We start from the raw sequence: 12,885 nt of genomic DNA, 5'->3' as shown, positions 1-12,885 counted from the left end.
TAAAAATTTAAAGAACTATTCTAAGATGAGAAAAATTTTAATAATTTTCTTTGTATTGATTGTCGGTAATGTCTTTGCGCAAGACAACCAACGTGTAATTACAACGGCAGTGCCATTTCTAACTATTGCCGCAGATGCAAGGTCTGCAGGTATGGGTGATATGGGTGTTGCAACTTCAACAGATGCTTTTTCTCAACAATGGAATCCTGCTAAATTTGCTTTTGCAGAACGTAAAATGGGTATAGGAGTTAGTTATACTCCCTATTTAGAAAGTATTATTACTGATATTTCTTTGTTGAATGCTAGTTATTATAATAAACTAGACGACCAAAGTGCTTTTGCGGTAAGTTTAAGATATTTTACATTGGGTGAGATAGAACTAAGACAGTTTGCAAATGATCCCGGTACAATTGCTAAGCCAAATGAATTAGCGTTAGATGGTTCGTATTCTTTAAAGTTGAGTCCGACTTTCTCAATGGCAGTTGGTGGTAGATATATTAGGTCGAACTTGAAATTACCACAAAACGGTACAGAAGATTCTCAAGCCGCAAGTTCTTTTGCAGTAGATGTAGCTGGTTATTATAGATCTAACGAGATTGCTTATAATAACTTTGATGGTCGATGGAGAGCTGGTTTCAATCTTTCTAACATTGGAGGGAAAATTCAGTATGATGCCGGAGGTCAAGAAAACTTTTTGCCAAGTAAGTTAAGCTTTGGTGGTGGTTTTGATTTTATTTTGGATCAAGATAATGTTATAGGTATAACAACTGAGTTTACAAAATTATTAGTTCCAACACCTCAAGATTATGATAATGATGGAGATGTTGATGCAGCAGATAATGATATATACCAGAACGAAAGTGGCTTTAGCGGTATTTTTAATTCATTCTCTGATGCACCAGATGGTTTTAGTGAAGAGTTAAAAGAATTTACCTGGGCTTTAGGTGCTGAATATGTGTATCAAGATGCCTTTATGCTAAGAACAGGTTATTTCAATGAAAGTGAAGAGAAAGGATCTAGAAAGTTCTTTACGTTAGGTGCCGGTTTTAAGTTCAAAGCGGCGCAAGTTGATCTATCTTACTTGTTTTCTACATCTCAGGTAAGAAATCCACTAGAGAATACGTTACGTTTTTCTCTTACGTTTAACCTAGGTGAAGAATTTTATAACGATTAATTGAATTATAGATTTATATAAATAAAAAAACCTGCATAAAGCAGGTTTTTTTATGTCCTTATTTTTTATCTTCAATTACTATTGGCATCAGGTTTATATTTGTAGATTGAAAAACAAAACAAAATTATGGTCAGCCAAAAGAAAATAAGCTTTGACATTACGGTGTATGATTCGGTAAACGAACTTAAAAATGATGATCAAAATCTAATGTCAGTAGCTGTGAAAGCTAGGCAAAGAGCTTATGCTCCCTATTCTAGTTTTAATGTTGGGGCTTCCGTTTTATTGGAAAACGGTGAAATTATAGAAGGTAATAATCAAGAAAATGCATCATATCCTTCTGGGTTATGTGCAGAACGGGTTGCTGTTTTTTATGCGGGTGCAAAATATCCTGGTATTAAAATAAAAGCGATTGCAATAACGGCAGCATCCTTAAATCATGAAGTTAGTGAGCCAGCTGCACCTTGCGGTAACTGTAGACAGGCAATTTCTGAATATGAATTTAGACAGCAAGAACCTATAAGAATTCTATTAATGGGTGAAACGGGTAGTGTTATTGAATGCAATTCTCTGGCAGATTTATTGCCACTTGGCTTTAATAGTAGTTTTCTTAATTAAGAAAATCTGCAAAAAGTATTGTAAATAAACACGTTATATGCTTTATTTGTTAAGCATGTAATTTCTGAATGGATTTGCTTTTATTATTTTTATCGATTCATTTATATGTGTATTTTTGCTCTTTTGAGATATCTAGGTTATTCTATCTCGATTATCTATAAAGAATTTTAAACCTTTAGTTAAAATTGATGAAAAAAATCACCAAGGAAACGTATTTAAAGTGGTATGCAGACATGCTATTTTGGAGAAAATTTGAGGATAAATTAGCTGCTGTTTACATTCAGCAAAAAGTAAGAGGGTTTTTACATTTGTATAATGGGCAAGAAGCCGTTTTGGCTGGTGCACTTCATGCAATGGATCTTTCTAAAGACCGTATGATAACTGCTTATAGAAATCACGTTCAGCCAATTGGCATGGGTGTTGATCCTAAAATGGTTATGGCTGAATTATTCGGTAAAGTAACCGGTACCTCTAAAGGTATGGGTGGTTCAATGCACATATTTTCAAAAGAACATCGTTTTCATGGCGGTCATGGTATCGTTGGTGGTCAAATTCCACTAGGTGCAGGTATGGCTTTTGGCGATAAGTATGCTGGTAGAGATAATGTTACCTTATGTTATATGGGTGATGGAGCTGTAAGGCAAGGATCTCTGCATGAAACTTTCAACTTGGCTATGTTATGGCAGTTACCTGTTGTCTTTATTTGTGAAAATAATGGCTATGCAATGGGAACTTCTGTAGCGAGAACATCTTTTTCTACAGAAATCTGGAAGTTAGGTTTAGGTTATGAAATGCCATGTGGACCTGTTGATGGTATGAATCCTGTAACGGTTGCTCAAGAAATGAGTAAGGCAATAGAAAGAGCACGTAGTGGCGGTGGACCAACTTTTCTTGAAATGAAGACCTATAGATATAGAGGTCATTCAATGTCAGATGCTCAGCATTATAGAACTAAAGATGAAGTTGAAGAGTATAAGAAAATAGATCCAATTACCCAGGTGTTGGATATTATCAAAGAAAACAATTACGCAACTGACGCTGAAATCAAAGATATTGACAAGAATGTTAAGGTCATGGTTAAGGAATGTGAAAAGTTCGCAGAAGAATCAGATTATCCACCAATAAACCAATTGTATGATATGGTTTACGAACAAGAGGATTTTCCATTTGTTGAACATAAATTTTAATTAGATGGCTATAGTAGTAAATATGCCCCGTTTAAGCGATACCATGGAAGAGGGTACCGTAGCTAAATGGTTGAAAAGCGTTGGAGATAAAATTGAAGAAGGAGATATATTAGCCGAAATCGAAACAGATAAGGCGACAATGGAGTTCGAATCATTTAATGAAGGAACTTTATTGTATATAGGTATTCAGGAAGGTGATGCTGCACCAGTAGATAGTCTTTTGGCTATTATTGGTGATGAAGGTGAGGATATTTCTGCTTTAATAAGTGGAGGTAGTACAGCAGCTTCAACAGAGGAGTCGTCTGAGGAAAGTCCTGTTGCTGAAGATGCTTCGGAAGGAGAAGAAGCGCAAGGCGGTGGTGAAATTCCTGAGGGAGTTGAAATCATAAAAATGCCTCGTTTAAGTGATACCATGGAAGAAGGTACTGTAGCTACATGGTTAAAGAAAGTTGGTGATGATGTTGAGGAAGGTGACATATTAGCGGAAATCGAAACCGATAAGGCTACTATGGAATTCGAGTCTTTCTATAATGGTAAGTTATTATATGTTGGTATACAAGAAGGAGAATCTTCTCCTGTAGATGCTGTATTGGCGGTTATTGGACCAGAAGGTACAGATGTAGATGCTGTTTTAAATAGCGGGTCTGGTAGTGGTAAAAAAAGTACTGCAACAGAAACCAAAAAAGAAGCACCGAAATCTTCAGATTCATCTGGTAATACAGAAGTTTCTAAGCCAGTTGCCGATGGAGCAAGAATTTTTGCATCTCCTTTAGCTAAGAAAATTGCTGCAGATAAAGGTGTAGATTTAGCAAATGTTTCGGGTTCTGGTGATAACGGTAGAATTACTAAGAAAGATATAGAGAATTATACGCCAAGTAAAACGGCTGCGCCGGTTGCAGCCCCAAGTACAAAGGTAGATAACGCAATTGCAGCTCAACCAGTTTCTATGGCATTGCCATCTGGTGAAGAGGGTACAGAAGAAGTTAAGAATTCTAATATGCGTAAGGCAATTGCTAAAGCATTAGGTAATTCTAAATTTAACGCGCCACATTTCTATTTAACTATTGAAGTTGATATGGATAATGCTAAAGCGTCTCGTGCTCAGATCAATAGTTTGCCAGATACCAAAGTGTCATTTAATGATATGGTTTTAAAGGCTTGTGCAATGGCACTTAGAAAGCATCCGCAAGTAAATACTTCATGGAGCGCAGAGGCTACAAAATATCATAAGCATATTCATATGGGTGTTGCTGTAGCTGTTGATGAAGGTTTAGTTGTACCGGTTGTAAAACATGCAGATTTATTAGGATTAACACAAATAGGTAGCACTGTTAAAGATTTAGCAGGTAAGGCACGTAACAAGAAAATTGCCCCTTCAGAGATGGAAGGCAGTACTTTTACCGTATCAAATTTAGGAATGTTCGGTATACTTGAATTTACAAGTATTATCAATCAACCAAACTCAGCTATACTTTCAGTTGGTGCAATTGTTGAAAAACCAGTTGTTAAAAACGGAGAAATAGTTGTAGGTAATACAATGAAGTTAACACTTGCTTGTGATCATAGAACTGTTGATGGTGCTGTAGGAGCTCAGTTCCTTCAGACATTAAGATATTTTGTAGAGAATCCTGTTACTATGTTAGCATAGAAAATTGATTCTAAAATAGAATTGTTAAAGCATCCTTTCATCGGGATGCTTTTTTTTATCTTTATATTCTAAATTTGATGTTGTTATGAAATATATAAGTATTGTACTTCTAAGTACTTTGATTCTTAGTTGTGGTGGCGCGAAAGTTGACCAATCTACAGTTTTGAACCCTACAAACCCGAAAGGAGTAAAGGGGTCGGTTTTACCTGAAACTACAGTTGTAGAGACCGAAGATAAAGTAGGTGTAACAGCTTCAAAATTGAAGGGAAATACTTTGCCGGAAGATGTCGAAAAAATAATGACGTTTTTGACCTCAGATAAATTACAGGGGCGAGATACAGGTGGCGAAGGTATAGCAATGGCAGCTGATTATATTCAGAATGTGTTTGAGAACAATGATATAGCGCCTTATTTTTTATCATACAGAGATACTTTAGAAAATTATAGTGATGGGGTAGCTTATAACGTAGTAGGTTTTTTACCAGGGACTGATGACAAATTAAAAAATGAGTTTGTTCTCATAGGAGCACATTATGATCATATAGGTTTGATTAGTGGGGATAGTAACGATAAAATTGCGAATGGAGCCAATGATAATGCTTCAGGTACCACAACTGTTCTAGAATTTGCCAAATACTTTGGTAAACATAAAAACAACAAACGGAGTATAATTTTTGCTCTATTTACGGCAGAAGAAAAAGGATTGGTTGGGTCAAAGCATTTAGCGAAAAAATTAAAGACTGAAAATATTGATTTGTACGCAATGTTGAACTTTGAAATGGTAGGAGTGCCAATGGTCGATAAAGACCATAGTCTTTATTTAACAGGGTATGAACTATCGAATTTGGCAGAAGTTAGTAATGGCTATGCGCATAAAAATTTAGTAGGTTTTTTACCTAAAGCAAAAGAGTTTAATTTGTTCAGACGATCAGATAATGCTCCTTTTCATGATGAGTTTAATGTGCCGTCTCAGACATATAGCTCTTTCGATTTTACAAATTTTGGTGAATACCATAAAGTAGGTGATGAAGCATCGTTGATGGATTATGAATTTATGGCAACAATAGTAAATGAATCAGTACCTATGTTAAAAGGTATTATTAATTCACCGGTAAAAGAAGTAAAGTATAATTAATGGAATACGTAATTGTAACAGGTACCAGTAGAGGAATTGGCTTTGAGTTAAGCAAGTTATTAGCCGATGCCGGCTATAAGGTCTTGGCGTTATCTAGAAATGAAAAGCCTATTAAAAGTCTTAACCATAAAAATATTGAAGCATTTTCTTTTGATGTATCCTCGGTAGAAGATAGAGATGACTTATCTAATTATTTAAAAGATAAAAAAGGTAATGTTATAGCGCTTATAAATAATGCCGGCAAGTTGATAAATAAACCTTTTTTAGAGTTAACAGAAGAAGAGTTTATGGCGGTTTATGAAGTGAATGTTTTTGGGGTTGCGGCTATGACCAGACTCATTATTCCATTTATGGATAAAAATGCTCATGTGCTTACCATTAGCTCAATGGGCGGTATTCAAGGTAGTGCTAAATTTCCGGGTCTTTCTGCATATAGTTCCAGTAAAGGAGCAGTACTTACGCTCACAGAATTATTAGCGGAGGAGTTTAAAGAAACAGGTCCGGCATTTAATGCACTTGCTTTAGGTGCGGTTCAAACAGAAATGTTAGAAGAAGCGTTTCCGGGTTATGAGGCTCCTGTTAGTGCCAAAGAGATGGCAGAATATATAATGGACTTTGCTTTAAAGGGGCAAAAAATGTATAATGGTAAAATTTTACAAGTAAGTAGTAGTACACCTTAAGAATGCAAGAAACGTTAGCTAAATATCTTCCTGAATTAGCGGTTGGTCCATGTTATGCACTAATTAAAGATAGTCAGGTGCATTTAAAAATCGTGAATGAACGTGTTACTAGGCATGGTGATTATCGAATGCGAAAAGATGGTAATCATCAGATTACGGTTAATGCATCTTTAAATAAGTATAGGTTCTTAATTACGTTAATTCATGAAATTGCGCACTTAATAGCATTTGAAAAATATGGGCGTACTATTAAGCCGCATGGTGTAGAATGGAAAAAAACGTTTCAATACTTAATGTTACCATTTATACGTCCAGAGATATTTCCTTCACAGCTTTTACCTTTATTGGCTAGGCATTTTAAGAATCCGAAGGCGAGCAGTAGTACAGATGCACAATTATCAATTGCCTTAAAACAATTCGATGAACAACAATCAGATAAAACTTACGTTTACGAATTACCAATAGGGTGTGTGTTTCGCATCTATAATGGCAAATTATTTAAAAAAGGAAATAAACGAACTAAGCGTTATGAGTGTGTAGAATTATCCTCAGGAAGGATGTTTCTTTTTCAACCAAATGCTGAAGTAGAATTAATAAAAAGCTAACATGAACAAAAATTATTATGCCGTTTTAATGGCGGGTGGAGTAGGATCTAGGTTCTGGCCAATAAGCACAAGTGAGAATCCGAAGCAATTTCATGATATGTTGGGTACAGGTGATACCCTAATTCAGAAAACGTTTCAAAGATTAAACAAATTCGTACCTACTGAGAATATTTTGATTCTTACCAATGAACGTTATAATGATTTGGTCTTGGAGCAATTACCAATGGTAAAACAAGAACAGGTAGTTCTTGAACCTGCAATGAGAAATACAGCACCATGTATTTTATATGCCGCAATGAAGATTCAGAAGATGAATGAAGATGCGGTAATGATTGTTGCCCCAAGTGACCATTGGATAGAAGATGAAGATGCATTTGCAAAAGATGTTACAGCGTGTTTTACAAAGTGCGAGACTGAAGATGTTTTATGTACTTTGGGTATAAAACCTTCTTTCCCTAATACAGGTTTTGGGTATATAGAATATAATAAGGCAGATAAAGCACCAATTAAAAAAGTAAATCAGTTCAGAGAGAAGCCAGACTATGAAACTGCTAAAGACTTTCTAGCGCAAGGTAACTTTTTGTGGAACGCAGGTATATTTATGTGGAGTGCAAAAACTATTGTAAACGCGTTCCAAAATTTTCAGCCAAAACAATATGCGTTGTTTAGAGATGGTTTAGTATGTTATAATACAGACGATGAAAAGAAATTTATTTCTGAGAACTATCCAAAAGCTGAAAATATATCTATCGATTACGCTATTTTGGAAAATTCAAAAGCAATCTATGTGAAAGAAGCTACTTTTGATTGGAATGATTTAGGTACTTGGGGTTCGTTGTACGACAAGCTAGATAAAGATGAGAATAAAAATGCTATAGTAAATGCTAAAGTATTGACAGAAGACGCTAATGGTAATATGATTAGGTCTAAAGCAGGTAAAGTAGTCGTGGTAGACGGACTTAACGATTATATTATTGTTGATAAGGATGAAGTACTTTTGATTTATCCTAAGACCAAAGAACAAGATATTAAACAAGTTTTAAATAAGGTAAAGGATACCTTTGGTGATGAATTCGCTTAAATATGGAGAACAATCTTAATCAAGATAACATTACCCCTAACAGTAATGAGGGTAGTGGTAGTGAAGAAGTGAAAAAAGATTTTCAGGGTCTTTTAGGTAGTGTTAAAACGTTTCTTTCTGAGCTGTTGGATATTAGAACCAATACAGATCAGCAGGCGACGAAAGAAGCTATTATTGCTGATATTCCTTTTAAGGGGCATACTTCTTGGATTTTGATTTGTTCTATTTTTATTGCGTCTATTGGTCTTAATGCCAATTCTACTGCTGTAGTAATCGGTGCGATGTTAATTTCGCCTCTAATGGGTCCTATTTTAGGTATAGGCATGTCTGTGGCTATAAATGACATTGATACCTTAAAACGATCATTGAAGAACTTTGCCGTAATGGTAGTTTTAAGTGTGATAACAGCGTACTTGTTCTATCGTTTTTTTCCACTTAGGGATGAATCTTCGGAGCTTTTGGCTAGAACTGAACCAGATATTAGAGATGTTTTAATAGCATTTTTTGGTGGTTTGGCATTGGTGATTGCGCGTGCTAAGAAAGGTACAATTGCAAGTGTAATTTTTGGTGTTGCAATTGCCACAGCGTTAATGCCACCTTTGTGTACCGTAGGTTTTGGCTTGGCAATCGGAAACTGGGAGTATGCGACGGGTGCAATGTACCTGTTCATTATTAATACTATTTTCATAGCCTTAGCAACTTTCTTGGTAATAAAGCTCTTGAAATTTCCGATGGTTCGTTACGTGAATTCGCAACGAAGAAAATTAATAGCTAGGCTAGCTTCTTTATTGGCTGTTTTGGTTATGATACCTGCAGGTTTTACATTCTATAGCGTATTTAAAAAGTCATTATTTAATAGGGATGCAGAGTCTTTTATTACAGAGAAAATAGCACCTTATCAATTTGCGGGTGAAGGCAAGTTTTTAAAAGATTTTAGTGAGGTAGACTACGATGCTGAAGGTAAGTCTAAAATTGAATTGGTGTTTATGGGTAATGATGGTATACCTGATAATGTAATTGCTACTTGGCGTGCCCAGATGGCAGAGTACAAACAACTACAAGGAACTGAACTTAGCGTTGTTCAGGGATCTAAAAGTGACGAAGCAAATGAGCTGAAATATGTTAATGAGCTTTATGAGTCACAGAAAAGTATTCTTACCACTAAAGATGAGAAAATTCAGCTTTTAGAAAGTGAATTGGTAAGGTTGAATCAGATTTCATCAAATCAAATTCCTTTCAAAGAAATTAGTCTTGAAGCAAAAACCAATTACGAAAATTTGGATCGAATAGGTTATGCATATTTAATTTCAACAGATTTTACAAAAACAGATAGTATTCCATTATTTGAAGTAACCTGGAAAAAGGAAGCTAAGAGAGCCGAAACCGTTAAGGATATGGCTAAACTACAAGAATGGCTGAGACTTAGATTGAATAATGAGAAAATTCAAATAAAGGAAATGCCTAAAGACTAATTTTGTTCTTGTATATACATTTGGCGTACCTTCTTGAAAAGGTCAGATGAATACACAAAATTAGTTACGGCTTCATTATCGGTTTTAAAGATTTCGTTTTTAGTCCCTTCCCATTCTAGAAGTCCGTCTTTAAGAAAAATTATTTTTTCCCCAATTTGCATTACCGAGTTCATATCATGAGTATTTATTACGGTAGTAATATTATACTCTTCGGTAATTTCTTTGATAAGGTCATCAATAAGAATAGCCGTCTTAGGATCTAAACCAGAGTTTGGTTCATCGCAAAAAAGATATTTCGGATTCATAACTATAGCACGAGCAATAGCCACACGTTTTTGCATACCCCCAGAAATCTCAGAAGGAAATTTATGATGAGCATCAATTAAATTTACTCTTTTTAGCACCGCATCTACACGGTCTTTCATTTCAGATTTAGGCTGTTTGGTAAACATTTCTAGAGGGAACATGACATTACCTTCTACCGTCATACTATCAAAAAGGGCGCTACCTTGAAATACCATGCCCATTTCTTGTCTTAAATCGCGTTTCTCGTTATCGGTAAGGTTAGCATATAGTTTTCCGTCATAGACAATACCGCCTTCTTCTGGGATAAATAATCCTAAAAGACATTTAAGAAAAACAGTTTTACCTGATCCACTTTGTCCAATGATTAAATTAGTTTTTCCTTTTTCGAAAGTAGTCGTAACCCCTTTAAGGATATGAGCATCGCCAAAAGATTTATGTATGTCTCGTACTTCTATCATTATCCTAGCAAAAGTTGGGTTAATATGTAGTTGAGTATGATAATTACAACACTTGTCCAAACGAACGCTGTCGTACTTGCCTTACCAACCTCTAAAGCTCCGCCGCGCATATAAAATCCATGAAATGAAGGTATAGTCGCAATTACAAAAGCAAAAATCAAGGTTTTCACAAATGCATATGCAATATGAAAAGGAACAAAATCTGATTGTAATCCTGTAATAAAATCTTCACTGGTTAAAAATCCACCAAAAACTCCGGCCATCCATCCACCGAATATTCCAACATACATAGAAATTGCAATTGCGAAAGGGTAAAAAAGCATTGCAATAATCTTAGGAAAAACTAAGTAATTTAATGAATTTACGCCCATTACTTCTAAGGCATCTATTTGCTCGGTTACACGCATGGTGCCAATACTAGATGTAATGTAAGATCCTACTTTACCAGCCATTATAATAGATACGAAAGTAGGTGCAAATTCTAATATTACAGACTGGCGAGTTGCAAAACCAATTAGATTTCGGGGTATTAATGGGTTGGTGAGGTTAAGTGCTGTTTGTATGGCTACAACGGCACCGATAAAAAAGGAAATGAATATGATTATACCCAATGAGCTAAAAATCAACTCATCTATTTCCTTGAATATAAGGGACTTCATTATTCTCCATTTCGTAGGTTTTTTAAAAACCTCGCGGATCATAATTGCATAGCTCCCTACAGATGCTAAATAGTTCATTGATTGAAAATATATTTCTTACCGTAAAAATAACAATAAAGGACCTGATTTAACCTCCGTTTAATCTTTAAAGATGTAAATTATTTTACATTTGTGTTACAATCCTATCCGTATGAAAATGAAAAAATATTTTGTTGCTTCTTTATTTGTAAGCACGATGTTATTGGTGAACGCCTTAAACGCACAAAAGAAAAATAAGGAAAATACAAATGATGACCTTTTAAGGGTAAAACCAAAATTGGTGGTAGGTATTGTAGTAGACCAAATGCGTTATGATTATATAACACGTTTTTACGATCATTTTGGAAATGATGGTTTCAAAAGACTTGTAGAACAGGGGTTCAATTGTAAAAACAACCATTTTAACTATGCACCTACAAGTACGGGACCTGGGCACACTTCTGTATATACTGGTACTACACCTGCAGTGCACGGTATAATTGGTAATAATTGGTATGATAAAGAGATTGATGCAAGTGTGTATTGTGCCAGTGATGATACCTATACATCTGTAGGAACTACGGCAGATGCAGGAAAAATGTCACCACACCGTATGGGCGTTACCACGATAACAGACGAAGTGCGTTTAAGTAGCCAAATGCAAGGCAAGACCATCGCCATCGCTTTAAAGGATAGAGGTGCGGTTTTACCTGGTGGGCATACAGCTAATGCTGCTTATTGGTTTCATGGTGCAAATGAAGCTAAATGGATTACAAGTTCTTATTACATGAATCAACTTCCAAAATGGGTTAATGATTTTAACTCATCAGGTAAGGCACAATCTTATAAAAGAGAATGGAATACGTTAAAAGATATTAAGGAGTATAAAGAGAGTGGAACTGATAATAACATTTTTGAAGGAAAATTTGAAGGGGAGTCAACAACTTCATTTCCTCACAATACTCCTGCATTACTAGATAAAACAAAAGATTTTGATATTATAAAGGCAACACCATTTGGTAATTCATTGACTGCAGATTTTGCTATAGAGGCATTAAAGCAAGAGGGTTTGGGTAAAGACGATATAACAGATTTTTTAGCAGTAAGTTTTTCAAGTACTGATTATGTTGGGCATATGTATGGCGTAAATTCTAAAGAAGTTCAAGATACTTATTTAAGGTTAGATGCAGATTTAGAAAGATTTTTTAAAGCTTTGGATAAGATCGTAGGAGAAGGAGAGTATACGTTGTTCTTAACTGCAGATCATGGAGCAGTTGAAGTGCCAACGTATTTAAAAAGTGAAAAAATACCGTCAGGTTATATTGACACAGCGGCGAACAAAAAAAGGTTGACCGAGTTTTTACAGTATAAGTATGGTACAGAAGATATTATTAAAAACTATTCTAATGATCAAATATTTTTGGATCATAAAATTGTTAAAAACCTAGACCTTAGCTTGGCTGACGTGCAAGTTGAAATAGCTCAAGAAGTTTTAGGTTACGATGCAATAGATAGAGTGTATACAGCGAATCAAATGTGGAGTTATAATTACACCCATGGTATTCCTTATATCTTACAGAATGGCTATAACCAAAAAAGATCGGGTGATGTATTGGTAGTATTAAAACCAGGATTTATTTCTTATAATACTACGGGATCTACACATGGCTCACCACAAATTTATGATACACATGCGCCACTATTGTTTTATGGTATGGGTGTAAAGCCAGGTTCCACAGTTAACAGAACTGAGATTCCTGATATTGCACCAACCATTTCGGCGTTGTTAGGTATATCTTTTCCAAACGGAGCAACTGGTAAGCCTATAACAGAAGTATTTAAATAAT

Annotated in this window: 12 protein-coding genes; 10 read left to right on the top strand and 2 right to left on the bottom strand. The window is 35.3% G+C overall.

The genetic code is table 11. The features are described 5' to 3' along the window. Positions 1-25 precede the first annotated feature (25 nt). From porV to BUC31_RS18700, 9 genes are all read left to right on the top strand, one after another. Positions 26-1,174 carry a type IX secretion system outer membrane channel protein PorV gene (gene porV, locus BUC31_RS18740; RefSeq protein WP_073247142.1) on the top strand — a complete coding sequence of 383 codons (1,149 nt, stop codon included), beginning with the start codon at positions 26-28 and terminating at the stop codon, positions 1,172-1,174. Between the two features lie 126 nt (positions 1,175-1,300). After that, a complete protein-coding gene (gene cdd, locus BUC31_RS18735; RefSeq protein WP_073247141.1) occupies positions 1,301-1,789 on the top strand; it encodes a cytidine deaminase in 489 nt (162 codons plus the stop codon). A 188-nt stretch (positions 1,790-1,977) separates the two neighbouring features. Continuing rightward, entirely contained in the window at positions 1,978-2,976 is a 999-nt protein-coding gene (gene pdhA / locus BUC31_RS18730; RefSeq protein ID WP_073247139.1) for a pyruvate dehydrogenase (acetyl-transferring) E1 component subunit alpha, read from the top strand. 4 nt (positions 2,977-2,980) lie between these two features. Then, a complete protein-coding gene (locus BUC31_RS18725; protein WP_073247137.1) occupies positions 2,981-4,624 on the top strand; it encodes a pyruvate dehydrogenase complex dihydrolipoamide acetyltransferase in 1,644 nt (547 codons plus the stop codon). A gap of 85 nt (positions 4,625-4,709) precedes the next feature. Further along, positions 4,710-5,759: a M28 family metallopeptidase gene (locus BUC31_RS18720; protein ID WP_073247134.1), complete on the top strand. Its 1,050-nt coding sequence runs from the start codon at positions 4,710-4,712 to the stop codon at positions 5,757-5,759. Further along, a complete protein-coding gene (locus BUC31_RS18715; protein ID WP_073247133.1) occupies positions 5,759-6,439 on the top strand; it encodes an SDR family NAD(P)-dependent oxidoreductase in 681 nt (226 codons plus the stop codon). The genes BUC31_RS18720 and BUC31_RS18715 overlap by 1 nt, the downstream gene beginning before the upstream one ends. Positions 6,440-6,441: 2 nt before the next feature. Then, entirely contained in the window at positions 6,442-7,044 is a 603-nt protein-coding gene (locus BUC31_RS18710) for a SprT-like domain-containing protein (RefSeq protein WP_073247131.1), read from the top strand. Between the two features lies 1 nt (position 7,045). Continuing rightward, a complete protein-coding gene (locus BUC31_RS18705; protein WP_073247129.1) occupies positions 7,046-8,125 on the top strand; it encodes a mannose-1-phosphate guanylyltransferase in 1,080 nt (359 codons plus the stop codon). Positions 8,126-8,127: 2 nt separating this feature from the next. Then, positions 8,128-9,597, top strand: coding sequence for a DUF389 domain-containing protein (locus tag BUC31_RS18700; protein WP_073247127.1), 1,470 nt, complete (start codon positions 8,128-8,130; stop codon positions 9,595-9,597). Here BUC31_RS18700 and BUC31_RS18695 read toward each other — a convergent pair. Next, positions 9,594-10,361, bottom strand: a complete 768-nt coding sequence (locus BUC31_RS18695; RefSeq protein WP_073247125.1) for an ABC transporter ATP-binding protein — start codon at positions 10,359-10,361, stop codon at positions 9,594-9,596. The genes BUC31_RS18700 and BUC31_RS18695 overlap by 4 nt on opposite strands. Beyond that, on the bottom strand, positions 10,361-11,098 hold the full coding sequence (locus tag BUC31_RS18690) for an MlaE family ABC transporter permease (RefSeq protein WP_027068092.1): 738 nt from the start codon (positions 11,096-11,098) through the stop codon (positions 10,361-10,363). The genes BUC31_RS18695 and BUC31_RS18690 overlap by 1 nt, the downstream gene beginning before the upstream one ends. 118 nt (positions 11,099-11,216) lie before the next feature. Here BUC31_RS18690 and pafA point away from each other — a divergent pair, with 118 nt between their 5' ends. Continuing rightward, entirely contained in the window at positions 11,217-12,884 is a 1,668-nt protein-coding gene (gene pafA / locus BUC31_RS18685; protein ID WP_073247189.1) for an alkaline phosphatase PafA, read from the top strand. Position 12,885: the final 1 nt, after the last annotated feature.

Source organism: Maribacter aquivivus, assembly GCF_900142175.1.
GTDB classification, from domain to species: domain Bacteria; phylum Bacteroidota; class Bacteroidia; order Flavobacteriales; family Flavobacteriaceae; genus Maribacter; species Maribacter aquivivus.
The sequence above is the reverse complement of the archived record's forward strand: the minus strand, read 5'-3'. Positions and strand labels throughout refer to the sequence as shown.

Excerpts from the sequence above, each read along its gene's own strand:
- BUC31_RS18725 (WP_073247137.1), top strand. The coding sequence starts at position 2,981 with ATGGCTATAGTAGTAAATATGCCCCGTTTAAGCGATACCATGGAAGAG.
- BUC31_RS18715 (WP_073247133.1), top strand. The coding sequence starts at position 5,759 with ATGGAATACGTAATTGTAACAGGTACCAGTAGAGGAATTGGCTTTGAG.
- porV (WP_073247142.1), top strand. The coding sequence starts at position 26 with ATGAGAAAAATTTTAATAATTTTCTTTGTATTGATTGTCGGTAATGTC.
- BUC31_RS18690 (WP_027068092.1), bottom strand. The coding sequence starts at position 11,098 with ATGAACTATTTAGCATCTGTAGGGAGCTATGCAATTATGATCCGCGAG.
- cdd (WP_073247141.1), top strand. The coding sequence starts at position 1,301 with ATGGTCAGCCAAAAGAAAATAAGCTTTGACATTACGGTGTATGATTCG.
- pafA (WP_073247189.1), top strand. The coding sequence starts at position 11,217 with ATGAAAAAATATTTTGTTGCTTCTTTATTTGTAAGCACGATGTTATTG.
- BUC31_RS18705 (WP_073247129.1), top strand. The coding sequence starts at position 7,046 with ATGAACAAAAATTATTATGCCGTTTTAATGGCGGGTGGAGTAGGATCT.
- pdhA (WP_073247139.1), top strand. The coding sequence starts at position 1,978 with ATGAAAAAAATCACCAAGGAAACGTATTTAAAGTGGTATGCAGACATG.
- BUC31_RS18720 (WP_073247134.1), top strand. The coding sequence starts at position 4,710 with ATGAAATATATAAGTATTGTACTTCTAAGTACTTTGATTCTTAGTTGT.
- BUC31_RS18710 (WP_073247131.1), top strand. The coding sequence starts at position 6,442 with ATGCAAGAAACGTTAGCTAAATATCTTCCTGAATTAGCGGTTGGTCCA.
- BUC31_RS18700 (WP_073247127.1), top strand. The coding sequence starts at position 8,128 with ATGGAGAACAATCTTAATCAAGATAACATTACCCCTAACAGTAATGAG.
- BUC31_RS18695 (WP_073247125.1), bottom strand. The coding sequence starts at position 10,361 with ATGATAGAAGTACGAGACATACATAAATCTTTTGGCGATGCTCATATC.